This is a genomic window from Nocardiopsis sp. N85 (genome assembly GCF_028882275.1).
GTDB classification, from domain to species: Bacteria; Actinomycetota; Actinomycetes; order Streptosporangiales; family Streptosporangiaceae; genus Nocardiopsis; species Nocardiopsis lambiniae.
This window is the reverse complement of the sequence record NZ_JARBUT010000001.1, coordinates 339,944-364,035: the sequence shown is the minus strand read 5'-3', so window position 1 is coordinate 364,035 and position 24,092 is coordinate 339,944. Positions and strand designations below refer to the sequence as shown.

General features: G+C 72.4%; 19 protein-coding genes. 9 read left to right on the top strand and 10 right to left on the bottom strand.

The window, feature by feature from the left end; all coding sequences use genetic code 11:
- Positions 1 to 34: 34 nt before the first annotated feature.
- The 4 genes from PWG71_RS01455 to PWG71_RS01440 form a co-directional block, all read right to left on the bottom strand.
- Positions 35 to 367 (bottom strand): glyoxalase superfamily protein, encoded by a 333-nt coding sequence (locus PWG71_RS01455; protein ID WP_274807612.1) that lies wholly within the window; start codon positions 365 to 367, stop codon positions 35 to 37.
- A gap of 209 nt (positions 368 to 576) precedes the next feature.
- Positions 577 to 1,140, bottom strand: a complete 564-nt coding sequence (locus tag PWG71_RS01450; RefSeq protein WP_274807611.1) for a regulatory protein RecX — start codon at positions 1,138 to 1,140, stop codon at positions 577 to 579.
- Complete coding sequence (gene recA, locus PWG71_RS01445; protein WP_446724959.1) at positions 1,133 to 2,278, bottom strand: recombinase RecA; 1,146 nt, start codon at positions 2,276 to 2,278, stop codon at positions 1,133 to 1,135. The genes PWG71_RS01450 and recA overlap by 8 nt, the downstream gene beginning before the upstream one ends.
- Positions 2,279 to 2,445: 167 nt before the next feature.
- Positions 2,446 to 2,640, bottom strand: a complete 195-nt coding sequence (locus PWG71_RS01440; RefSeq protein WP_274807609.1) for a DUF3046 domain-containing protein — start codon at positions 2,638 to 2,640, stop codon at positions 2,446 to 2,448.
- A 105-nt stretch (positions 2,641 to 2,745) separates the two neighbouring features.
- Between PWG71_RS01440 and PWG71_RS01435 the strand changes: the two genes are divergently transcribed.
- The 3 genes from PWG71_RS01435 to PWG71_RS01425 all read left to right on the top strand — a co-directional run bounded on the left by PWG71_RS01435 (position 2,746) and on the right by PWG71_RS01425 (position 9,867).
- Positions 2,746 to 7,335, top strand: coding sequence for a DEAD/DEAH box helicase (locus tag PWG71_RS01435; RefSeq protein ID WP_274807608.1), 4,590 nt, complete (start codon positions 2,746 to 2,748; stop codon positions 7,333 to 7,335).
- Between the two features lie 68 nt (positions 7,336 to 7,403).
- Positions 7,404 to 7,886, top strand: coding sequence for a GNAT family N-acetyltransferase (locus PWG71_RS01430; RefSeq protein WP_274807607.1), 483 nt, complete (start codon positions 7,404 to 7,406; stop codon positions 7,884 to 7,886).
- Between the two features lie 100 nt (positions 7,887 to 7,986).
- Positions 7,987 to 9,867: a serine/threonine-protein kinase gene (locus PWG71_RS01425; RefSeq protein WP_274807606.1), complete on the top strand. Its 1,881-nt coding sequence runs from the start codon at positions 7,987 to 7,989 to the stop codon at positions 9,865 to 9,867.
- A 47-nt stretch (positions 9,868 to 9,914) separates the two neighbouring features.
- On the opposite strand, the gene PWG71_RS01420 is transcribed toward PWG71_RS01425, so the two are convergent.
- Complete coding sequence (locus PWG71_RS01420) at positions 9,915 to 11,129, bottom strand: ROK family transcriptional regulator (protein WP_274807605.1); 1,215 nt, start codon at positions 11,127 to 11,129, stop codon at positions 9,915 to 9,917.
- 255 nt (positions 11,130 to 11,384) lie between these two features.
- On the opposite strand from PWG71_RS01420, the gene PWG71_RS01415 reads away from it, so the two are divergent.
- The 5 genes from PWG71_RS01415 to PWG71_RS01395 all read left to right on the top strand — a co-directional run bounded on the left by PWG71_RS01415 (position 11,385) and on the right by PWG71_RS01395 (position 17,046).
- Positions 11,385 to 12,665, top strand: a complete 1,281-nt coding sequence (locus tag PWG71_RS01415; protein ID WP_274807604.1) for an extracellular solute-binding protein — start codon at positions 11,385 to 11,387, stop codon at positions 12,663 to 12,665.
- A gap of 99 nt (positions 12,666 to 12,764) precedes the next feature.
- A complete protein-coding gene (locus PWG71_RS01410; RefSeq protein WP_274807603.1) occupies positions 12,765 to 13,757 on the top strand; it encodes a carbohydrate ABC transporter permease in 993 nt (330 codons plus the stop codon).
- Positions 13,754 to 14,668: a carbohydrate ABC transporter permease gene (locus tag PWG71_RS01405; protein ID WP_274807602.1), complete on the top strand. Its 915-nt coding sequence runs from the start codon at positions 13,754 to 13,756 to the stop codon at positions 14,666 to 14,668. Before PWG71_RS01410 ends, PWG71_RS01405 begins: the two co-directional genes overlap by 4 nt.
- Before the next feature lie 204 nt (positions 14,669 to 14,872).
- Positions 14,873 to 16,339, top strand: a complete 1,467-nt coding sequence (locus PWG71_RS01400) for a glycoside hydrolase family 3 protein (protein ID WP_274807601.1) — start codon at positions 14,873 to 14,875, stop codon at positions 16,337 to 16,339.
- Positions 16,340 to 16,581: 242 nt separating this feature from the next.
- Positions 16,582 to 17,046 (top strand): RrF2 family transcriptional regulator, encoded by a 465-nt coding sequence (locus tag PWG71_RS01395; protein ID WP_274807600.1) that lies wholly within the window; start codon positions 16,582 to 16,584, stop codon positions 17,044 to 17,046.
- 140 nt (positions 17,047 to 17,186) lie between these two features.
- On the opposite strand, the gene PWG71_RS01390 is transcribed toward PWG71_RS01395, so the two are convergent.
- The 5 genes from PWG71_RS01390 to PWG71_RS01370 all read right to left on the bottom strand — a co-directional run bounded on the left by PWG71_RS01390 (position 17,187) and on the right by PWG71_RS01370 (position 21,627).
- Complete coding sequence (locus PWG71_RS01390; protein WP_073375890.1) at positions 17,187 to 17,543, bottom strand: helix-turn-helix domain-containing protein; 357 nt, start codon at positions 17,541 to 17,543, stop codon at positions 17,187 to 17,189.
- Positions 17,544 to 17,701: 158 nt separating this feature from the next.
- Positions 17,702 to 18,229, bottom strand: a complete 528-nt coding sequence (locus PWG71_RS01385) for a CinA family protein (RefSeq protein WP_446724958.1) — start codon at positions 18,227 to 18,229, stop codon at positions 17,702 to 17,704.
- Complete coding sequence (gene pgsA / locus PWG71_RS01380; protein ID WP_274807599.1) at positions 18,226 to 18,831, bottom strand: CDP-diacylglycerol--glycerol-3-phosphate 3-phosphatidyltransferase; 606 nt, start codon at positions 18,829 to 18,831, stop codon at positions 18,226 to 18,228. The genes PWG71_RS01385 and pgsA overlap by 4 nt, the downstream gene beginning before the upstream one ends.
- Complete coding sequence (rimO, locus tag PWG71_RS01375; protein ID WP_274807598.1) at positions 18,828 to 20,276, bottom strand: 30S ribosomal protein S12 methylthiotransferase RimO; 1,449 nt, start codon at positions 20,274 to 20,276, stop codon at positions 18,828 to 18,830. Before rimO ends, pgsA begins: the two co-directional genes overlap by 4 nt.
- Before the next feature lie 178 nt (positions 20,277 to 20,454).
- Complete coding sequence (locus PWG71_RS01370; RefSeq protein WP_274807597.1) at positions 20,455 to 21,627, bottom strand: helix-turn-helix domain-containing protein; 1,173 nt, start codon at positions 21,625 to 21,627, stop codon at positions 20,455 to 20,457.
- Positions 21,628 to 21,846: 219 nt separating this feature from the next.
- Between PWG71_RS01370 and PWG71_RS01365 the strand changes: the two genes are divergently transcribed.
- Positions 21,847 to 24,000, top strand: a complete 2,154-nt coding sequence (locus PWG71_RS01365; protein ID WP_274807596.1) for a hypothetical protein — start codon at positions 21,847 to 21,849, stop codon at positions 23,998 to 24,000.
- Positions 24,001 to 24,092 lie beyond the last annotated feature (92 nt).

The window sequence follows — 24,092 nt, the reverse complement described above, 5'->3', positions numbered from 1 at the left end:
GCCGCGCGGGCCCCCGACCGGCCACCATCCGGGTTCAGTCGGCCGGTTCGCCCACCCGCAGCCGATTGCCGTCGGGGTCGCGCAGCGCCAGCTCCCGGCCCCATGGCGCCTCCTCCACCGGGACGCCGAACTCGGCCGCGATCGCGTCGACGTCGGTCAGGCGCAGGTAGACGAGGGTGTCGGGGCGTGCGTCACCGGTGTGCTCGGACAGGAACAGGCGGACGCTCCCCCGGTGCACCTCGACGAACGCCGGGAACCCCGGCTCGAACCGGTGCTCCCAGCCGAACGCGAACCCGAGCCGCGCGTACCACCGCGCCGCCGTGGCGGCGTCGGCCACCCGCAGGATCGGGACGACCTCCTCGGTCATGGACCCTTCTCCTCTCGTGAAGAAGACGTGCCCCGGGCTCGCCGCTCCGACGACGCGGTCCGGCCCCGAGGTCTCGTCGCGGGGCGACCGAACGATGGCGTCCGTCCCGCCCGCCTTGCGTGCGCGGACCCGCTCCCGACCGTTCGAGGAACGGACTCCGGCCCCGCCATCGGTCACCGTGCCCCGTGTCGCGCGCACCGGGACGGGCTTCAGGAGCCGGAGAACCCAGGGTCGGTCTCGACGCCCTCGGCCTCCAGCTCCTCGCGGACGACCCGGTAGGCCAGGCCGCCCCCGTATCCCTTGCGGGCCAGGACGCCCACGGCCCGGCGGACCCGGGTGTCGCGTTCGCGGCCCCGGCTACCGGCGAGGCTGCGCCGGGCCAGGACGCGGGCGGCCTCGTCCTCATCGTCGTCGCTGAGTTCGGCGACCGCCTCGCGCACGGTGTCCTCGTCCACGCCCCGGGTGCGCAGCTCCCTGGTCAGGGCGTTGCGGGACAGGCCCCGGCCGTGGTGGCGGGAGCTCACCCAGGCGCGGGAGAAGGCGGTGTCGTCCACCAGCCCCGCCGCCGTGCACTCCTCGACGATCGCGGTGACGACCTCCTCGGAGTGACCGCGGCGGAGCAGTCCCGTCTCCAGCTGCGCCGCGGTGCGCGGCTTGTGCGCGAGCATCCGTAGGGCCAGGGTACGGGCCCTGTTCAGCGCCTTCTCCCCGCCGGAAGCCGATGCGGCGTCGGGACCGTCGTCACCGTCCGGCGGGGCGTCCGGCTCACGCATCCGTCGCGGGCGCCTTGACGGTGGTGGTCTTGGCCGCCGGGGCCTTCTTGGCCGGAGCCTTGGCCTCGGTCGCCAGAGCCGCGGCGGGGGCCTTGTCAGTGGCCGCCGCCTTGGGGGCCTCCGGGCCCGAGGCGCTGTCGTCTCCGGTGGAGACGCCGAGCTTCTCCTTGATCTTCTTCTCGACCTCGTTGGCGATGTCGGAGTTCTCGCGCAGGAAGTTGCGCGCGTTCTCCTTGCCCTGGCCGAGCTGGGTGCCGTCGTAGGTGTACCAGGCGCCCGACTTGCGCACGATGCCGTTCTCCACGCCCAGGTCGATGAGGCTGCCCTCGCGGGAGATGCCCACACCGTAGAGGATGTCGAACTCGGCCTGCTTGAAGGGCGGAGCGACCTTGTTCTTGACGACCTTGACCCGGGTGCGGTTGCCGACCGCGTCGGTGCCGTCCTTGAGGGTCTCGATGCGTCGCACGTCCAGACGCACCGACGAGTAGAACTTCAGCGCCCGACCACCGCTGGTGGTCTCCGGGGAGCCGAACATCACGCCGACCTTCTCGCGGAGCTGGTTGATGAAGATCGCGGTGGTGTTGGTCTGGTGCAGGGCACCGGCGATCTTGCGCAGCGCCTGCGACATGAGGCGGGCCTGGAGGCCGACGTGGCTGTCGCCCATCTCGCCCTCGATCTCGGCGCGGGGCACCAGGGCCGCCACGGAGTCGATGACGATGACGGAGACCGCGCCGGAGCGGATCAGCATGTCCACGATCTCCAGCGCCTGCTCACCGGTGTCCGGCTGCGACAGCAGCAGGTTGTCGGTGTCGACGCCGATCTTGCCGGCGTAGTCGGGGTCCAGGGCGTGCTCGGCGTCGACGAACGCGGCGATGCCGCCGGCCTTCTGCGCGTTGGCCACCGCGTGCAGCGCGACGGTGGTCTTTCCGCTCGACTCGGGGCCGTAGATCTCGACGATGCGGCCGCGGGGCAGGCCTCCGATGCCCAGGGCGACGTCGAGGGCGATCGCCCCGCTGGGGATCGACTCGATGGGCGGACGGTCGTCATCGCCCAGGCGCATGACGGAGCCCTTGCCGAACTGTCGCTCGATCTGCGCGAGTGCGGTTTCGAGAGCCTTCTCTCGGTCTCCAGATGCCACGGGATACCCCTGTTGGGTCGATGCCTTCTTCTTCATGATGCGCACGACGCTACGCGGTCGGTCCGACAATCGCGATGTCCGGCGTCGGCCTGTGGACAACCCCAGCCTACCCGAACCCCTGTTCGATTATCGGTTCGAACGCGGGAAAGTCGTCCTCCGTTCGTTGTTCATCGCACGGCCGCGGGGAGGTCGAACGCCTCGCACACGGCCCGCCAGACCTCTTTGGGGGCGACCCCGTCGGCGAGCGCCCGGTGGACGGTCCGCGAGTCGAGTCCCGCGAGGACGTAGTCCACGGCCAGGCTCTCCGCGTACGCCTCGCCGAACTGTTCGTGCATGTTGCGCCAGAACACTGTGAGTCTCATCGGCCTCAGTATCGCCGATCGGCCCGACCCTTCAGGGGGAGTCGTCCACAGGCCCCGTCCGATCGCCTCCCCGGATTCGTCGGTGCCGGCGGGCAGACTGGCCCGATGACACCGTCGTCCTTCGGCCCCGCCACCCGGACCTGGTTCGACCGCGCCTTCCCCGGGGGCCCGACCCCCGCGCAGGAGGGCGCCTGGGCGTCGATCGCGAGGGGCCGCGGCACCCTGGTCGTGGCCCCGACCGGATCGGGTAAGACGCTGGCCGCGTTCCTGTGGTCCCTGGACCGGCTGCTCTCCTCCCCGCCCCCGGACGACCCCGCGCGGCGCTGTCGTGTGCTGTACGTCTCCCCGCTCAAGGCCCTGGCCGCCGACGTGGAACGCAACCTCCGGGTCCCGCTGGCGGGCATCTCGGCGGCCGCCGCCGACCTCGGCGCCCCGGTGTCCCCGGTGACGGTGGGCGTGCGCACCGGTGACACCCCGCCCGGTGAGCGGCGGCGCATGGCCACCCGGCCGCCGGACATCCTCATCACCACCCCCGAGTCGTTGTTCCTGGTGCTCACCTCGCGGGCCCGCGAGGGGTTGGCCGGGGTGGACACGGTCATCGTCGACGAGGTGCACGCCCTGGCCGGCACCAAGCGCGGCGCGCACCTGGCGCTCAGCCTGGAGCGCCTGGAGGCACTGGTCGACCGGCGGACCCTGCGCGTCGGCCTGTCGGCGACGGTGCGCCCGGCGGAGACCGTCGCGGAGTTCCTGGGCGGTGCCGACATCGTGGCCCCGCCGGACCGGCCGCACCTGGATCTGAGCGTCGCGGTGCCGGTGTTCGACATGGACGAGCCGGACCTGCCCGAGCCCCGGCGGGAGCCGGACGGGCCTCCGGAGGAGACGGGCGCGGAGGCGACGCCGCTCGACGTCCCGGCTCCCCCCGTGCCCGCGGCCTCCGGCACCGGGTCGCTGTGGCCGCACCTGGAGAGACGGGTGCTGGACCTGGTGGAAGGGCACCGGTCCACGATCGTGTTCACCAACGGTCGGCGCACCGCCGAGCGCCTGTGCGCGCGCCTCAACGACCTGTACGCCGAACGGCACGGCGTGGAATTGCCGCCCGAGGAGGTCCCGGCCCTGGTCATCGCCCAGTCGGGAGGCAACCGGGGGGCACCGCCGGTGATCGCGCGGCCCCACCACGGGTCGATGTCCAAGTCCGAGCGGGCCCTCGTCGAGGACGACCTCAAGGCGGGGCGGCTGCGCTGTGTGGTGGCCACGTCCAGCCTGGAGCTGGGTGTGGACATGGGCGCGGTGGACCTGGTGGTGCAGGTGGCCGCGCCCCCGTCGGTGGCGTCGGGCCTCCAGCGGGTGGGCCGGGCCGGGCACCGTGTCGGGGAGACCTCGCGCGGGGTCTTCCTGCCCGCGTTCCGAGGCGACCTGCTCACCACGGCGGTGGCGGTGGAGCGGATGCGCGCGGGCGACATCGAACCGCTGCGGATGCCCCGGTCCCCGTTGGACGTGCTCGCCCAGCAGATCGTGGCGATGGTCGCGATGGACGACGTGCCCGTGGCCGAACTGGCCGCCCTGGTGCGGCGGGCCGCCCCGTTCGCCGATCTGGGCGACGCGGCACTGGAGTCGGTGCTGGACATGCTGACGGGCCGCCATGCCTCCGACGAGTTCGCCGAGTTGCGCCCCCGTCTGGTGTGGGACCGGCAGGCCGACGTGCTGCGCGCCCGGCCGGGCGCGCAGCGGCTGGCGGTGGTCGCCGGCGGCACCATCCCGGACCGGGGCATGTACGCGGTGCACCTGGCCGGCGGGGACGCCTCCGGCGGCCGGGCCCCCACCCGGGTCGGGGAGCTGGACGAGGAGATGGTGTACGAGTCCCGGGTGGGCGACGTGTTCGTCCTGGGCTCCACCTCGTGGCGGATCGAGGCGATCACCGCCGACCGGGTGCTGGTCGTCCCCGCGCCGGGGCGGCCGGGCCGGATGCCGTTCTGGAAGGCCGACGCCCAGGGTCGCCCGGTCGAACTGGGGCGGGCGATCGGCGCGATGACCCGCCGGCTGGCCGAGGCCGCGCCACGGGACGCGGTGCCGGTCGAGGGTCTGGACCCGTGGGCGGCGCACAACCTGGTGGCGTACGTCGCCGACCAGCGCGCGGCCACCGGGCAGGTGCCCGACGACCGCACCGTGGTCATCGAGCGTTTCCGCGACCAGGTGGGCGATCATCGGGTGGTCGTCCACTCGCCGCTGGGCGACCGGGTGCACGCTCCGTGGGCGTTGGCGATCGCCGCGCGGATCCGGGAGCGGTTCGGGGTGGAGAGCCGGGCGACGCACGGGGACGACGGGATCGTGCTGAACCTGCCCGAGACCGAGGGCGGGCTCGACTCCCCCGGTGTCCTGGCCGACCTGGTGGCCTTGGACCCCGACACGGTGGAGGCCGCCGTCACCGACGAGCTGACCGGGTCGGCGTTGTTCGCCGCCCGGTTCCGCGAGTGCGCGGCGCGGGCCCTGTTGCTGCCCCGGCAGCGCCCGGACCGGCGGATGCCGCTGTGGCAGCAGCGGTTGCGGGCCGCGCACCTGTTGGGTGCGGCGGGCCGCCACGGTTCGTTCCCGATCGTGCTGGAGACGGCGCGCGAATGTCTCCGGGACCTGTTCGACGTGCCGGCCCTGGTGGAGGTGCTGCGCGGGATCCGTTCCCGCGACGTCCGTGTCGTGGAGGTCGAGACCGAGCGGGCCTCGCCGTTCGCGCGGTCGTTGTTGATGGAGTACACGGCGGCGTTCCTGTACGAGGGGGACGTTCCGGCGGCGGAGGCGCGTGCCGGGGCGCTGGCGCTGGACCCGTCGCTGTTGTCGGACCTGCTGGGGCGGACCGATCTGCGAGAGCTGCTGGATCCCCGGGTCGTGACCGAGGTGGACGCGCTGTTGCAGCGGCTCGGCTCCCCGGTCCGCGACGAGGAGGGCGCCGCCGACCTGTTGCGCGAGGTGGGTCCGTTGACCACGGCGGAGGCCGCCGCGCGGGGCGTGCGGCCGGAGTGGTCCACCGCGCTGGAGGCGGCGGGCCGCCTGGTGCGCATGGCCCTCCCCGGGACCGTGGAGCCGCACGCCGCCCCGGACGGCGACGGGGGCGCGTGGGTGGAGCGCTGGTGCGCGGTGGAGGACGTCGCTCGGCTGCGGGACGCGGTGGGCGCCGTACCCCCGCCCGGGGTCCCGCCGGTGTTCCTGGAGCCGACGACGGACCCGGTGCGCGATCTGGTCTCCCGGTACGCGCGCACGCACGGCCCGTTCACGGTGACCGGGGCCGCCGCCCGTCTGGGGCTGGACGAGGAGACCGTGGGCGGGGTGCTGCGCGCGCTGTCCCGGGAGGGTCGGATCTCCCGGGGCGGGTTCCGGCCCGGGGGGACGGGGACCGAGTGGTGCGACGCCGAGGTGCTGCGCCGGCTGCGGCGCGGGTCGATCGCCCGCCTGCGCAAGGAGGTCGAGCCGGTCGCCCCGGAGGCACTGGCCCGGTTCTCCCCGCTGTGGCAGCGGGCCGTGCCCGGTGAACGGTGGCGGGGTCCGGACGCGACGTTCGAGGCGGTGGTGTCGCTGCGCGGTTCCTCCGTGCCGGCCTCGGCGCTGGAGTCGTTGGTGCTGCCCGCGCGGGTGGAGGGGTACGCGCCCCGGATGCTGGACGAGCTCACCCAGGCCGGCGAGGTGGTGTGGGTCGGGGCCGGGGCGCTGCCCGGCGGGGACGGGCGGATCACCGTGGTCCCGGCCGACGAGGTCGCGCTCTTGGCCCCCGAGTCCGCGCCGCCCGCGGAGGGCACCATCGGGCACGCCGTACTGGGGGCGCTGCGCGAGGGTGGGGCGCTGTTCTTCCGGGACCTCGCCGACCGCGTGACCCTCGACGCGGGGATCGGCGCCCCCTCCGACGCCGACCTGGTGGCGGCTCTGTGGTCACTGGTGTGGGACGGCGTGATCACGAACGACACCCTGGCCCCGGTGCGCGCCCTCCTGGGGACGGGGGTCCCGTCGCGGCCGCGGCCGGCGCGGTCGGGCCGGCCGCGGCGGGCGGGGCTTCCCACCCGGTCGGGGCCGCCGACCGCGGCGGGTCGCTGGTGGGTGCTGCCCGAGCGGAAGGCCGACCCGACCCGGCGGACCCTGGCGGCGGTGGAGGCCCGGCTGGAACGGCGCGGCCTGCTGCTCAAGGGGTGGCAGGGCGGGGGCATCACCCCGGACGAGTACCGGGTGCTGCGGTCGATGGAGGAGGCGGGCCGGGTGCGGCGCGGCTATTTCGTCGAGGGACTGGGCGGCGCCCAGTTCGCCCTGCCCGGCGCGGTGGACCGGCTGCGGGCGCTGTCGGACGCCGAGGGCGCGGTGGACCCGGTGGTGCTGGCCGCCGACGATCCCGCGAACCCGTTCGGGCGGGAGCTGCCCTGGCCGGAGACCGGTGAGGGGGGCAGGCCCGCACGCGCGGCGGGCGCGGTGGTGATCATCGACGAGGGTCGCCCGACCCTGTACGTGGGGCGGGGCGGGCGTTCGGTGCTCACCTTCGGGGTGCCGGCCCGGGCGCTGGCACGGGCCGGCCGGGCCCTGGCCGGGGTGGTGCGCCAGGGCGCCCTGGGGGCGGTGACGGTGGAGCGGGCCGACGGGACCGAGGTGTTCGGGACGCCGCTGGACGCCGCCCTGGTCTCCGCCGGTTTCCACGTCACGCCCAAGGGGCTGCGGCTGCGTCCGTGAAAATCCCTGGTCGCGGCGCGCGGTCGGCGGGCATGATGGCGGGCGTCGTCGATGGAGGGGCGGGGAGCATGGAGATCCGACCGATGCGGGCCGACGACGAGCCCCGGGCCGTGGAGGTGTCGCTGGCCGCCGAAGTGCTGTTCGAGCGGGCCGGGGTCCTCCTGCCGCCGGACGACCCCCGGGAGCTGTTCGCGCACGCCGACCGGATCCTGGTCGCGGTGGACGCGGGGATCGTGACCGGGCTGGCCGCCACCGTGCCCCTGGACGGCGGCGTACATCTGGAACAGCTGTCGGTCCACCCCGACCACGGACGGCTGGGGATCGGCTCGGCCCTGCTGGAGGAGGTGTGCGCCGGGGCGGCCGTCGGCGGGAGCCCCCGCGTGACCCTGACGACCTTCCGCGACCTGCCGTGGAACGGCCCCTGGTACACGGCCCGGGGGTTCTCCGTGCTGCCCGAGGAGGAGTGGGGTGAGGGGATGCGCGCCGTGTGGGCGGACGAGGAGCCGATCCGGGTGCGCCCCCGGGTCGCCATGGCGCGCCCCACGGGGTGAGCGGGCCCGAACGAGGAGGGCGACGGGGAGAACCGGAACCGGGTCCGTGTGATCAGAGGGTTCGACCGGAACCCCCCGCTCCCCTCGTGAAAGGCCCCTCATGCCCCCTTCGGAACGGATCGTCGCCGCCCGCTACCGGTTGACCGGGAAACTGGGCAGCGGCGGCATGGGCACGGTCTGGCGGGCGTTCGACCCTCGTCTGGAACGCGAGGTGGCGATCAAGGAGGTGCACCTGCCGACCGGCCTGTCCGATGAGGAACAGCGGACCGCCAAGGCGCGGATGATGCGCGAGGCCCGTACCGCGGCCCGGATCGGCCACCCGTCGGTGGTGACCGTGCACGACGTGCTGGAGGAGGACGGCACCCCCTACATCGTCATGGCCCTGCTGGACGGTTCCTCGCTGGAGGAGGTGCTGGAGGAGGAGGGTCCGCTGCCGCCGGCGCGGATCGCCCGGATCTCCCGGGCCCTGTTGGAGGCGTTGCGGGCGGCGCACCGGGCCGGGGTGGTGCACCGCGACATCAAACCCGCCAACGTCATGGTGTCCACCGACGGCGAACGGGTCGTGATCACGGATTTCGGCATCGCCAACCTCATGGAGGGCGCGTCCAGTTCACTGACGGGGACCGGCATGGTGGTGGGCACCCCCGAGTACATGGCCCCCGAGCGGCTGGAGCAGGGCACCGTCGCCGAGCCCTCCGACCTGTGGAGCCTGGGCGCCACCCTGTACGCCGCCCTGAGCGGGGAGTCCCCGTTCAAACGGGAGAGTCTGACCGCGACGCTGAGCGCCGTCATGGCCCAGCCGATCCCCGAGGCGGCGACGGAGGAACCGTTGGCCTCGGTGATCAACGGTCTGCTCGTGCGCGAACCGGATCGGCGCCTGACCGCCGAACGGGCGCTGGAGCTGTTGTCCTCGCCCGCGACGGGACCTCGGGCGGCATCGGAGCGGGCCGACTCCCCGGGCCCCCAGGCCCCTCCTTCCCCTCGGGTCCCGCGGGCGTCCACGGCCCGGGTCCCCGCGCACCGGCCGCCCGCCGGCCCGTCCCCGGCGCCCTCTTCGAGCGGGCCGCGACCCCTGTCGCCCCCGAACCCGACCCCGCGCCCCAACGCGCCGATGGGCGGTCGTCCGACCCACGTCGCGCACGCCGCTCCGGGACGTCCCGCTCCGGGACGGCCGGGGCCGCCGCCCGGCGCCGGGTACGCGCCGGTGTTCCCCACGGGCCCCGGGGGCGTGGTCGTGTCCCCGCCGACACGGGCCGGGGCGCCGGTCCCCGCCTCCCCGGCCTCGTCCTCCCGCACGGGGCTGTGGTGGGGGTTGGGCGGCGGCTGTCTGCTGCTGGTGCTGGGCATGGTCGTCACGTTCGTCGTCGTGCCCGGCGCGCTCCTCATCGCCGAGGACGGCCCCGACCCGCTCACCGCGAGAGAACCCTCCGAGGCGGGCGTGCCCTCACCGGCGGGCGACCCCTCGCCGGGGACCGGTTCCGGCAACGTCCCCTTCGAGAACGAGTACGTCTCCCTGGTCCACCCGTGGGACTGGACGCCGGTCGACGCCACGTCCCGCGAACAGAGGTCCTTCCCCGACATCCTCTCCCACTACGAGTTCGACTCACCCGACCGGTCGCGCCAGGTCGCCTTCACCGTCTTCACCCCGGACGAGGAGTCCCGGGGGTTGAGCACCGAGGAGATGCAGCAGGGGTGGGAGGAGTCCCTTGAGGCGGACGGGGTGGTGCGGGACTGGGACCGGCTGAGCCTGGAGGAGGTCCCCGGGCTGCCCTCCGGTCACCGGGGGTCCGACATGGAGGTGACGTTCACCATGATGGAGGAGTCCGTCTGGGCGGAGCCGGAGCGGTGGATGGTGTGGCGCTTCCTCGTGGTCGACGACACCACCGCCTACTACCTCCGGTTCAACGGCCGGGCCGTGGACCGCGAGGAGTACGGACCCGTGGTCGACGAGGTCTTCTCCTCCTTCGCGGTGACCGGTTGAGGCCCTGGGGGACGGCCACAATCGGCCACCGCGCGACACCGTTCGGATCAGACCGTGGAGGAGAACACGTCGTCGCGGGCGTGCTCCAGCGCGTGCAGTAGGGCACCTCGTACGACGGGTCCGCCTTCGACGGCGCTGAGTCCGATCTCGGTGGCGTTGGGCGCGATGCGGGCGGTCGCCGCCTGCACCCGTTCGACGAGTTTGGCGCCGCCGGCCCGGGCGACGTCGCCGCCCAGCACGACCAGGCCCGGATCGATGATGACGCTGACCGCGGCGACGCCCCGGGCGAGCCTTTCGGCGAAGGCGTCGAGAAAGGCGTCGGCCTCGGAGGTGCCGGAGGCGGCGGCGCGGCCCACGACGTCGACGACGTCGGCGCCCTCGATCCCGTGTTCGGCGGCCAGGCGTACGACCTGGCCGGCCTTGACCAGCGCCTGGAAACCGTGCGGCAGTTCCCGGTTCTCGTCGTGGCGCAGTGACTCGTATCCACCGGACAGGCCCAGGTCGCCGGGCATGGGGGCGCCGGGCACGGGCAGGTAGCCGATCTCGCCCGCGCCGCCGGAGCGGCCCCGGTGGATGCGTCCGTCGATCATGGTGGACATGCCGACACCGCCGGCGGCGCTGAGCCAGATGAGCACGAACTCCGAGACCCCGAGGGCGGCCCCTTCGGCGTGCTCGGCCAGGGCGGCCAGGTTCACGTCGTTCTCGATCATCACCGACCGCTTCAGGTCGGTGCGCAGCGCCTCCAGGATGCCCTCGTGCCAGGACATGAGGTCGAAGGAGAACCGGATGTCGCCGGTGCGCGGGTCGACCACGCCGGGGGTGCCGATGACGCAGGCACGGAGCCTGTCCAGCGGCACCTCCGCCGTTTCGACCAGGCGCATCACGGCCGTGTGGACCAGGGACACGGGGTCGTCGGAGCTGCTGGGGTCGACGGTGACGTCGCCTACGATCCGGCCGGTGATGTCGGCGATGGTGGCGGTCACCCGGCGGGCGCTGACGTCCAAGGCGGCGACGTAGGCGCTCTCGGGGACGACGGCGTAGAGGGCGGCGTTGGGGCCCCGGCCACCGGCCTGGCTCCCCACGACGCGCACCAGGTCGCGTTCCTCCAACCGGGACAGCAATTGCGACGCCGTTACCTTGGAGAGGCCGGTCCTCGTACCCAGCTGCGTCCTCGTCAACGGGCCCGCGGACAGCAGTAGTTCCAGCGCCGCACGGTCGTTGAGCTGGCGTAGCAGCCGGGGAGTCCCCGGACGTTGAGACATAACCGTGACACCTCACCCTGTTTTTATTAGGAAAGTTTCCTGTTAATTTAGCTCACAACCTCACAGGAGGTCACGTCCTGGCAGGTCCGAGTTCATGCGGACCCTCCGGTACCCGCGCCGGCAGAACGGCAACGTGCTATCCCAGCACACCCCCACAGAGACGTCGAATCGCGGGGATGGCGTTCCATCATCCCAGTCCGATTCGAGCACAGGCGTCGAACACCGGCGCGTCGTGCGAAGGGAGATAGGTTCACAATGAGGTTCCCCAAGATCGCCGCGGCAAGTGCCGTGGTCCTGCTCGCCGCGGCCTGCGGCGGCGGTGCCGACTCCGAAGGCGGCGGTGACGCCGACAGCCTGACCGTCTGGGTCATGGGCACCTCGCAGCCGCCACTGGTCGAGTACTTCGACGGCGCCGAGGCCCGCTTCAAGGAGAACAACCCGGACGTCGACGTCAACGTCGAGTTCATCCCCTGGCCGGACGCACAGGAGTCGATCACCAACGCCCTCGCCGGCGGTGACGCCCCCGACGTGATCGAGATCGGCAACGACCAGGTCTCCGGCTGGGCCTCCCAGGGCGCCCTCCTCGACATCACCGAGAAGGTCGAAGGCTGGGACGCCGCCGCCGAGATCGACCAGAACGCCCTGGAGTACGGCACCTACGACGGTGTCCAGTACGGCGTGCCGTGGTTCTCCGGTGTCCGCACCCTGTACTACCGCGCCGACTGGCTGAAGGAGCTCGGCCACGAGCCGCCCGCCACCTGGGACGAGCTGGTCACCGTCGCGGAGGACATCAAGGACGAGTACGACGTCCCCGGCTTCGCCGCGCCGACCGACTTCACCAACGGCATCGCCTCCTTCATCTGGAGCAACGGCGGCGAGATCGCCGTCCAGAACGACGCCGGCGAGTGGGAGGGCAAGCTCACCGACCCCGCCGCCGTCGAGGCCGTCGAGTTCTACGCGAGCCTGACCACCGACGGCATCTCGCCGCAGGGTTACGTCGGCGAGAACGAGCTGGTGCCCCTCGCCGACATGGCCAACGGTCAGGTCGGCATGTACATCGACGGTGGATGGGCGCTGGGCTCCATGGAGGAGCAGGCCGAGAACCCGGACATCCTGGAGGACATCGTCGCCGCCCCGATCCCGGGTGCCGACGGCATCGCGCCGGCCTTCGCCGGCGGTTCCGCGCTCTCCGTCTTCTCCACCACGCAGCACCCGGACCTGGCGTTCGAGCTGCTGACCGTCCTGGGCGACCAGGAGGGCGGCAAGGGCTACGCCGACACCGCGGGCTTCTTCCCGGCCTACCCGGACCTGCTGGCCGAGGACGAGTACCAGAAGGACCCGGACCGCGTCGCCGCCGCCACCCAGATGCAGCACACCAGCTTCTTCCCGAGCACCCCGCGCTGGACCGCCGCCGACCAGGACAACAAGATCCTGCCCGGCGCCGTCCTGGAGATCGTCAACGGCGGTGACCCCGAAGAGGTCCTGACCGCCGCCAACGAGCAGCTGACCGAGATCCTCAACGAGCCGGTCGAGTAACCACCGACTCCTCTCCACAGAGCAGAGCCGAACGCGGGCGGGGGCCGTCACCGGACCCCGCCCGCAGCCCGGCCGGCCCACGCCTCGATTGAGAAGACCATGGCACACACCGTCGAACGAACGGCCGAGCAGGGGCATGAGGACACCGACCGGGTGACCGACGGCCCCTCCGCCCCGCGCCGCCGCAAGCTCCCCACCCCGTACCTGCTCATCGCCCCGGCACTGATCCTCCTCGCGGTCGTGCTGCTCTGGCCGATCGCGCAGATGGTGTGGTACTCGCTGACCAGCTTCACCACGCGCAACCTCCTGCCGAACCAGCCCGGGCCGGAGTGGAACGACTTCGCCCACTACAAGAACCTGCTGACCGACCCCTCGTTCTGGACGATCCTGCGCAACACCGTGGTCGTCTGCGTGCTGATGGTCGGCATCACCATGGTTCTGGGCACCCTCGTCGGGATCCTGCTGAACAAACTGCCCACGTGGTTCTCCGGGTTCGTCTCCATCGGCATGATGCTCGCCTGGGCCACCCCGGCGCTGAGCGCCTCCCTGGTCTTCCGCTGGCTGTTCCTGCCGGAGCGGGGCCTGGTCAACGTGATCCTGGACCGGCTCCCCGACTGGCTCGTCGGCAGCGGATGGCTGGAGTACAACTGGTTCCTCCAGCCCGGATCGCTGTTCACGATCCTCATCACCGTCATCGTCTGGCAGTCGTTCCCGTTCGTGGCCGTCTCCGTCCTCGCCGGACTCAAGAGCATCCCGAGCGAGCTGTACGAGGCCGCGAGGATGGACGGGGCCAGTGGCTGGAAGTCCTTCTGGAACGTCACGTTCCCGATGCTGCGTCCGCTGTTCGCCCTGCTGCTGGTCCTCCAGATCATCTGGGACCTGCGGGTGTTCACCCAGCTGTACATCCTGGCGAACAGCTTCCAGAACAAGGACGTCTACCTGCTCTCCTACTACATCTACCAGCAGGGCTTCAGCGCGAGCCCGGCCAACTACGGCATGGGCTCGGCGATCGCGGTCGTGATGACCGTGATGATCCTCGCCGTCACCGCGTACTACCTGCGCATCATGATCCGCCAGGGGGAGACCCGATGAGCGCGACCAGCACCACCGCCCCGAACCGTGGAGGCTACCGCCGCAGCCCGCTGCACCGCCTGCGTTCCCTGCCGCTGTACCTGGCCGGCCTCGCGGTGTTCGTGTTCTCCGTGTTCCCCGTGTACTGGATGGTCGCCACGGCGTTCAAGCCGGTCGGGGAGATCTTCACCCGGCAGCAGACGTTCCTGCCGCAGGCCCCGACCCTGATGCACTTCGACCGGGTGCTCAACGGCCAGCTCATCCCGGGTGTGAACTTCTGGCAGTTCCTGGGCAACAGCCTCCTGGTCACCATCGGCGCCGTCGCCATGGGCGCCTTCCTGTCACTGCTGGCGGCGGTGGCGGTGGCCCGGTTCCGTTTCAAGCTGCGGACGGCGTTCATCATCCTGCTGCTCATCATCCAGATGGTGCCGATGGAAGCGATGATCATCTCGATCTTCATCAACTTCCGTCAGCTGTCGGACGCCACCGGCGCCCAGCTTCTGGGCAACCTCTCCGGCCTGCTCATCGTGTACACGGCGGTGTCGCTGCCGATCACGATCCTGATGCTGCGCGGCTTCGTCGTCGCGGTGCCCAAGGAGCTGGAGGAGGCCGCGGCGATCGACGGCGCGAGCGGCTGGACCATCTTCTGGCGCATCCTCATGCCGCTGGTGGCGCCCGGCCTGGTCGCGGCGAGCATCTTCGCCTTCATCACCGCGTGGAACGAGTTCATCGTCGCGCTCACGTTCCTGGGTCGCAGTACGGACGACTACACCCTGCCGCTCACCCTGTCCTACTACTTCGGCCGCTTCGGCACCGAGTGGGGACCGATCATGGCGGCCTCCACCCTGCTGACCATCCCGGTGATGATCTTCTTCCTGTTCGTCCAGCGGCGGATGGTCTCCGGTCTGACCATGGGCGCCGTCAAGGGCTGACGGCCGCCCCTTCGAGGCGGGTCCACACGGGCGTGTCCGGTGGATGCCTTCGTTCGGTTCGGCGCTCGCGCCGGAACGATCCACCGGACACGCCCGGGGGCGCCGTGGATCCGCCTCGCACGCGCCCGCGCCACTCCCATCACCGCACCCGCCCTTCGTCTGCCCTCACCCCTGGGCACCCTCGCTCACCGAACGGAGTCCGTCATGTCGCTCGATCCGACCCTGGCGCGCCTGGCCAACGCCACCCTGCTGGTCCCCTTCGAGTCCCACCACGCCCCGCGCTGGATCCTGGAGGGCCTGGCGGACGGTATCTCCGGCGTCTGCCTGTTCCACAACAACCTCGACACCCCCGAGCAGATCACCGCGCTGAACGCGCGCCTGTCCCAGGCCGTGGACACCCCGCTGATCTCCCTCGACGAAGAGGGCGGCGATGTGACCCGCATCGGCCAGGAGCACGGCAGCGCCTACCCGGGCAACGCCGCCCTGGGCGCCGTCGACGACCCCGACCTGACCCGGGCGACGCTGCGCTCGCTCGGCGGCCGACTCGCCGAACTGGGCTTCAACCTGGACCTGGCCCCGTCGGTGGACGTGAACGTCGCCGACGACAATCCGGTCATCGGCACCCGCTCCTTCGGTTCCGATCCCGAGCTGGTGGCCCGTCACGCCGCCGCCTCCGTGATCGGCCTCCAGGAGGCCGGTGTGGCCGCGTGCGCCAAGCACTTCCCCGGCCACGGCGCCACCTCCCAGGACTCCCACCACACGCTGCCGCTGGTGGAGGCCGGGGCCGAGGTACTGCGCCGACGCGAGTTGGTGCCCTTCCGCGCCGCGATCGACGCCGGGGTGCGCTCCATCCTGACCGCGCACATCGAGGTGCCCGGGCTGGGTGTGACGGGCCCGGCGACGCTGGCCCCGCACGTGCTCAACGACCTGCTCCGCAACGAGCTGGGCTTCGACGGGGTCGTGGTCAGCGACGCCATGGACATGCGGGGTGTCAGCGGTCGGATCGGCATCCCCGAGGCCTGCGTGCTCGCCGTGGCCGCCGGGTGCGACCTGTTGTGCCTGGGCCGGTACGTCTACGCCGACCAGGTGGCGGCGATCCGTGCCGCGCTGGTGACGGCGGTCCGCGACGGCCGGCTGCCGGGCGAGCGGCTGGAGGAGGCCGCCGACCGCAACCTGCGACTGCGCGCCTGGATCCGCGATGCCGCCGCGTACCGTACGACGGCCGCCGAGGCCGAGGGCGTGGGCCTGTCCGGGGCCCGCCGGGCGATCCGGGTCGAGGGCGACCTGCCCGCCCTGGACTCCCCGTACGTGGTCGAGGTGGACGCGCCCGCGGGCATGGCCGTGGGCGAGGTCCCCTGGGGATTGTCCGCCTGGTTCCCCGGTGCCGAGCGGGTCTCCCCCGACATCGCCCACGCCGAGCGGATCATCGCCGCCGCGCAGGAGCGCGACCTGGTCATCGTGGTGCGCGACGCGCACCGCTATCCGGAGGCCCGTGAGCTCGTCGAACGTCTTCTGGGAGCCTTCCCGAACGCCGTGCTGGTGGAGATGGGCCTGCCCATCTGGCGCCCCTCCTGCGGTGCCCACGTGAGCACGTACGGCGCCGCCCACGTCAACGGGATCAGCGCCGCCGAACTCCTGGGCGGCGCCGTACCGGCCGCCCACCACGCCTGAGACGGACGGACCCCGCTCCCCCGTCGTGACCCGGACCGGAGACCATGACCGGTCCGGGTCACGGCTTCGAGGGGCGTTTCCCGCCCGGGGCGGCCCCGGGTGCTCCCCGCCGGGTGGAACGTCACCGATGTCCCCGAAACCCGGTAGGAGAAGTACCCTTGATCACGCAGCACCCCGGCCGTCGGCTCTCCCGTCGGCGCCCGGTGCCCCATTCGCCCTTCTAACCACGGCATAATCACAGCATGCGCCTTTCAGCCCGGGTCGACTACGCGCTGCGCGCCGCAGCGGAACTCGCTGTCGCCAGCGAAGGACCGGTGACGGCCGAGCAGCTCGCGCGAGCGCAGGCCATCCCCGGAAAATTCCTAGAGAACATCCTCACCCAGCTACGCAGGGCCGGTCTGGTGCGCAGTCAACGCGGCCCGGTGGGCGGTTACTGGCTGGCCCGTCCGGCGGCGGAGATCTCGCTCGCCGACATCATCCGAGCGGTCGACGGACCGCTGGCCAACGTGCGCGGGGAACGCCCCGAGCACGTCGACTACGATGGTGCGGCCCGCAGCCTGCAACAGGTGTGGATCGCCCTGCGCGCCAGCGAGCGCGCCATCCTGGAGGGGGTCACCCTCCAGCACCTGGCCACCAACGAATTGCCCGAACAGGTGCGCACCCTCGCGGAGGACCCTGAGGCGTGGGTCAACCATACCCACCGGTAGCCACCGTTCGATCACGTATAGTGAGAAGCGCACATATGTGAGAGGGGCCGACCACATGTGGCCGGCCCCTCTCACGATCCGAAGTCCCCCCGAGGGAGGACCGTGTAGATGTCCGTGAACAGGACGAACGGTGCGGGGTCTCAGACCCCCACCATGTCGGGAACCTGGGGAACGCGATCCGGAACCGGTCCGATGCCGAGGTCCTGCGCGGGGACGGGGTCGGTCGTGACCGCGTCTTCCAGCAGCGCCGCCTCCTGAAGCTCGACCAGGGCGAGTTGGTCGGAGACCTCTCTCAGCACCTGCGAGAGCGGGACCCCGAGGGCCCCGCAGATCGATGAGAGCAGTTCGGAAGAAGCCTCCTTCTGCCCACGCTCGACCTCCGACAGGTAGCCGAGGGAAACCCGTGCATCGGCCGACACCTCGCGGAGGGTGCGGCCCTGGCGCTGTCGCAGCCGCCTGAGCACGTCACCAAGTAGGTGACGAAGCAGGACCATCATTCGCGCTCCCTCCCACCGGTAGCGACCTTCATATACAACACCGTACCTGCCCCACGCCCGATTCGGGCACCTCTTGCCGTCCTGTTCGCTGGAGGGGGAACCGCCTCTTGAGATGGTTTCGTTCCCACGGGAGAGGAGAAGGGACCGGACCGGAGGGTTCAGGACCGGGTGTTCCCCGCCACGTCGCCGCGAACAGCGGAGTCCAGGAGCTCCAGTGCGCCCTCGACCGTGCGGTATCGGATACCCCCCCGGTCACCGGTGAAACGGAAATGCCGGGCCGTCGCATTCCCGTCGGGGCCGGCGACCGCGGCGTAGACGGTGCCGACGGGCTTGCCGTCCTGGGGTTCGGGGCCGGCCACACCGGTCACCGACACCCCGAAATCGGCGCCCAGCAGACGCCGGACCCCCGTGGCCATGGCGAGGGCGACCTCGGGGTGAACGGCGCCCTCGGCCGCGAGGAGGTCCTCGGGAACACCGAGCAGGGACGCCTTGGTGTCGGTGGCGTACGTCACCACCCCGCCCCGGTAGGTGGCGGAGCTGCCCGGGACCCCGGTCAGGTGGGCGCCGATGAGCCCGCCCGTGAGCGACTCGGCGGCCGCGCAGGTCAGCCCGCGCTCCTCCAGGTGACGGTGCAGCCGCTCCGCCAGGGTCGCGACCTCGGCGGTGGGTTCGGGGACGGTGCTCACTCCGAGGTCTCCCGCTTGCCGGCGCGGACCGCGCGGATCGCGTCCAGCACGTAGATGGCACCGGTCCACAGGGTGACCACCAGGGCCGCGGCCATCACCACGTGGGCGAACCAGACGAACACGTCGCTGAAGGGCAGGATCCACAACGGGAACAGGTAGACGCTGATCGCGACGATCTGAAGGACCGTCTTGAGCTTGCCGCCCTTGCTCGCGGGCATGACGACGTAGCGCAGCACCGCGAAGCGCAGCAGGGTGACGCCCCACTCGCGGGCCAGGATCGCGATGGTCACCCACCACCACAGGTCGCCCTGGAGGGAGAGGACCACCAGGGCCGCTCCGGTCAGGGCCTTGTCCGCGATGGGGTCGACGATCTTGCCGAAGTCGGTGACCAGGCCGTGCCGACGGGCCAGTTCACCGTCGATGCGGTCGGTGATGGCCGCGAGCACGAAGACCGCGAAGGCGGCCGCACGCCACCAGGTGCCGTCCAGGAACATGAACCACACGAAGATCGGGACCATGACCAGTCGGCTCATGGTGAGGATGTTCGCGATGTTCCACAGCGGAACGTGGGGGGCGGGCGTCGCCGCGTTGTGGGTGCTCATCTCTCTCCGGCTTCCCCGTCCGGCCGATCCTCGTCCTGCTCGGCCACCAGATCGGCACCGATCGCCTGCACGACGGTGGCCCGGACCAGATCGCCCACGGCCAGGTCCTCACCGTAGAGGATGGTGCTGCCGTCCACCTCGGGGGCCTGGTGCTCGGAGCGGCCCTCGTAGGCCCCGTCCTCCAGCACCGTCTCCACGAGCACGGTCACCTCGTCGCCCAGGCGCTCTTCGGCGCGCTGGGCCATGAGCTCCTCGGCGAGACGGTTGAGGCGGTCCACGCGCTCGGCGACGACCTCCTCGGGCACCTTGTCGGCGTGGCCCTTGGCCTCGGTGCCGTCCTCGTCGGAGTAGCCGAAGACGCCGATGGCGTCCAGGCGCGCCGATTCCAGGAAGGAGACCAGGTCCTCGAACTCGGCCTCGGTCTCACCGGGGAAGCCGACGATGAAGTTGGAGCGGGCGCCCGCCTCGGGCACCCGGGAGCGCACGGTGTCGAGCAGTTCCAGGAAGCGCTCGCGGTCGCCGAAGCGCCGCATGCGGCGCAGCAGGGTGCCGCTGGCGTGCTGGAACGACAGGTCGAAGTAGGGCACCACGCCGGGCGTCCCGGTGAGGACGTCCACCAGCCCCGGGCGGACCTCGGCGGGCTGGAGGTAGCTGACGCGGACCCGGTCCAGACCCTCGACGGCGGCCAGGCGCGGCAGCAGCCTCTCCAGGGCGCGCACGTCGCCCAGGTCCTTGCCGTACGAGGTGGAGTTCTCACTGACCAGGAAGACCTCGCGCACGCCCTCGGAGGCCAGCCACTCGGCCTCGCGAACGATCTCGTCGGGGTGGCGGGAGATGTAGGCGCCGCGGAAGGTCGGGATGGCGCAGAAGGTGCACCGGCGGTCGCAACCGGAGGCGATCTTGAGGTTGGCCACCGGGCCGCCGGTCAGGCGGCGGCGCGGGATCGCGGCACGGTAGGGCAGTTCGGTGCCGTCGGCCCCGGTGGACTCGGCGAACGCGCCGTGGCCGGGGACGTGCACCCGGGAGGCGTCGCGTTCCACCGGGCTGATCGGCAGCAGCGTGCGCCGGTCGCGCGGGGTGTGCGGCACCAGGGGGCGCCCCTCGACCACGTCGTCGAGGCGATCGGTGATGGCCGCGTAATCGTCGAATCCGATGACCTGGGCCTCGGGGAGGGCGTCGGCGAGCTCGGAACCGTAGCGCTCGGCCATGCATCCGGCGGCGACGACCTTGCCGCCGTTCTCGGCGGCCTCCAGCAGGCTCTCGATGGAGTCCTGTTTGGCGGCGTCGATGAACCCGCAGGTGTTGACGAGGGTGACGTCGGCCTTGGCGTCGCCGTCGACCAGCTCCCAGCCGCCCGCGGACAGGCGCCCGGCCAGCTCTTCGGAGTCGACCTCGTTACGCGCACACCCCAGGGTGACCAGTGAGACAGTACGGCGCGATGACATGGCTTCCAAGCGTGTGGGAGAGCGTTTCGAATGGTCGCGAGGGCGGGTCGGGCGTGGTCCCCGAATCACCCCTCGCGCGCGGTGCGATCGGCGTCGCCCGCAGCCACCCACATTACCCGCATCGGTCCACCCGCCCGTACCCCGGCCGGGATCCTCCCTGGCCGGGGCCGGTGCCGGGTCAGTCGTCGAAGCCGTCGACCCCGACGACCACCTCCTTGACCTCACCGCTGCGTCCGACGGCACCCAGGTCCTCGCCGTTGACGGAGACCTCGACGCCGCCGGCGTTGCCCAGCCACAGCGTGAGGGTGTTCTCCGTCACGTACTCCTTGGCCTCGTCCGCCATGAGGAAGCCCGTGAACAGGTCCTCACCCTCGGCGTCGGTGACCTTGAGCCACGTGCGCGCGGACGCGGTCAACCCGACGGTGACCTCGTCGGGTGCGGCCGCGCCCTTGTCCGTGGTCTTGCCGGCGACCTTCTCGGCGGTATCGTCCTCCAGCGTCTCGGGGAGCACCGAGGAGTCGACGGTCCCGCCGCTCCCGGTCTCCGTGAAGGCGGTGCTCAGCGGGTCGCCGCCGTCCCACTCCCGCCAGGTCCGCACACCGATGACGACGCTGAGGACGACCAGCAGGGCGACCAGCGCCCAGGGCCAGTGCCGACGGACGGCATCGGCCCGACGGCTGCGGGCCCGGGTGACGGGCGGGCGCGGCGCCGGTCGGGCGTCGGGCCGCGCGTCCCGGGGTTTCGCCCTGCGCCCCCGGGGACGGTGGGCTCCCTTCCCCTGCTCCCGGTGTCGGTCGGCCCTCTTCCCCGGGTCCCGGGGACGACCGTCCCCCCTCTCCGGTTCGCGGGGCCCGGGTACGGCCGCCGCGGCGGCGGGGCGACGGCGCGGACGACCGCCGCGTACCTTGCGGCGCAGCCGTTCACCGCGTTCGAAGTGACCCCAGCGCTCGGTGCCGGCGTCGGGTTCGACGCCCTCCCCGATGACGGGGGGACCGGCCGTGGCGGCCTCCCCTGTCTCCCCCTCCCGTCCCCCGGCCCGGGCCTCCATCATGGCCCGGGAGGCCGCCGGCACGGCGGCCGCGTGGCGGGGCGGGGGAACGAAGACGGAGCCGCGGCGGCCCGCGTGCTCCCGGTCGAACTCCTCCAGGAGCGGCTTCGGGTCCAGGCCCAGGGCCCGGCAGAGGCCGCGGATGTGGCCGCGGGCGTAGAAGTCCCCACCGCAAAGGACGAAGTCCTCCTCCTCGATGGCCCGGAGCACCGGTTCCCGGATGCGTGTACGGGTGCTGAGGTCGGCGACCGTGAATCCCGCCGCGACGCGGGCGGCGGACAGGGTATGACCGATCGTCGCCATGCGCACTCCCCTCGCGACTGTGCGTATCTGTCGAGGTCCACTCTGCCGCCCCTCGGAGGGTGCTCGCAGTTCACCACGCCCCATGAAGCGCTCAAGATCCCGCCAAATCGGACAGAATTACGGCCAGATTCCTCAACCGGATACGGTCATCCCCTTGTCCGGGACCCGTGGCTACGATGACCTTGGAACGTCCCCGCTCCCCTCCCCCCGAAGCAGACGATGCCCCACCATCTCTCCGACGCCGATCTCGACGGCGACGCCCCGCTCGTCGCGGCCCGCGACACCCTCGATGCCTTCCGCGCCTGGAGCGGCACCCATCCCGAAGAGGTCGCCGCGCACGTGTACCGGTGGACCGCCCACCTACCGGAGCCGTCCGACCGGCACCGCCTCCAGGCCCTCATACGCCATCGGCCGGACTCCGAGGCGGCGCGCGCCGCCGAAGCGACCCGTCTGCGGCGCGAGGCCCTGCGCCGACACGCGCTCTCCCTGGGCGAGGTCCCCTCCTCAGACCTCCTCGACCGGATCATCGCCGATCCGCGACGCAGACCCCCCTCCTCTTCCACCGCGCCCGTCGACGCGGTCGACACCGCGCTGGAACGGATCCGCGCCCACGCGGCCCTGCGCCGGGTTCCGGCCTCGGGCCTGCTGCGCGAGCGGATCACCCGGCTGTACGCGGCGCTGCCCGAGGAGGCGCTCGCCACCGGGGCCATGGACCGGGCGGCCAGGACCATCGGCCGGGTGCTGGCGATCGGCTCGCACGACACCCTCGACGCCGGCCCCGAGGCGACCGCGGCGCACCTGAGACGCGTCGTCCACGGGGCCTACGCCCTGGCCGTGGCCCAGGCCGTGGTCGACCTTCCCGCGTACGACAGGAACGACGCCCACCACCGGTTGCTGCCGCACCTGTTGAGCGAGATCGAACCCGTTCCCCCCGCCGGGGTCCCCGACGATCCCCTGGCGGAGGAACTGCACGCGGCCCACGTCCTGCTGCTGGCCGGTTTCCCCTTCGCCGAGCACCGCCTCCTGTACCGGGCCACCGAGGTCATGTACCTGGCTCGGGCCCGTGCGGAACGGCGCACCCGCGCGGAGGCGCTCCGCGACGGCGGGGAGACGCTGCTCGTCGACGCGATGGTGGAGACGGGGGCGGGCGGGATCGCCGCCACCCTGGTGGGCCGCCGCGCCCGCCCGGGGGTTCCGGTCCACCGGCACCTCGTCATGGCACTGGCCACCCGGCTGCGCCACGACCTGCTGAACCGGGCACGGGACGCGGTGACCGGGCGGCTCACCCCGTTCACGCTGGCCCCGCGGGACCTGGACGGCGATCCGCTCCACGACCTCTTCGCGGCCGAGGCGTACATGGCCGCGACGGTGTTCGGCGGGGACCCGGAGACCGCCGACGCCCTGGCCCATCACGGGAGCGCCCGGCTGGTCGCCCACCTGGCGCGGGATCGCTTCCGGATCGAGGAGTGGCTCGAAGCGCACCGGCCGACACCGGAGATCGAGGGGTTCCTGCGTTCCGCCGCGCGGATCGCCCACCGCCGGAGCGGGTTCGCCCTCCCGGCGCCGGCGCCCTCGCGGGCGCGCCCGCACGCGGCGACCGACCCCCGCACCTTCGCCGCCGACCGCTCGGGGTTCGTCGACACCGCCCTGACCCGGTACGCCTCCGGCAACGACGCCCGCGGCCCGCGGGGGGTGCTGTCCCGTTCCACGGACGGACCGGAGGGCCCGCTGCGCCCGGCGCTGACCTTGATGCTGGCCGAGGGGGCGGCGATGGACCCCGAACCGCTGGCACCGCTGGTGGCCGCCGTGGAGCTGTTCCACACCGGGAGCCTGGCCTTCGACGAACGGTTCTCGCACCTGGCCGGGATCGCGCTGATCTCCAGCGGGTACGCGCTCATGGCGCGGATGGCGGACGATCACCCGGAGGAGCGGGTGATCAGGGCGATCGCGCGCGTGGGCGTGCTGTTGGGGCCCGAACGGCTGTGCCGGGGCCGCTACCTGGACCGGGTGCCGGCGCGGGGCGAGGAGCCCGCCGACCCGTCCGGGTTCCTGGAGGTGTACGCGCTGACGACCTCGACGGAGATCGAGGTCGCCCTGGTCCCGGCGGCGATCCTCCTGGGCCTGCCCGACCACGAGATCGATCTGCTCACCTCCTACGCGCACCATGCGGGCATCGTCCTGCGGGTGCGCTCGGAGCTGCTCGCCGACTCCGACGGCGCCCGGTCGGCCCTGGTCGGCGCGCACGGCCGGGCGACGGCCGCCCGTACGCTCGCCGCCCACCGCGACCTGGCCGAGGCCGCACTGGACGGGCTGGCGCTGGACACCGGCCTGCTACGAGGGGTGCTCGACCACTTCGCCACCCGTCGGCGCTGACCCCCGCCTCTTCGGGGCCGCGCCTCACCGCCCACGGTCCGCCGCGCACCCGGCCCGTCGGGTCGGCGCACCCGGGACGTGTTCCGCGCGTG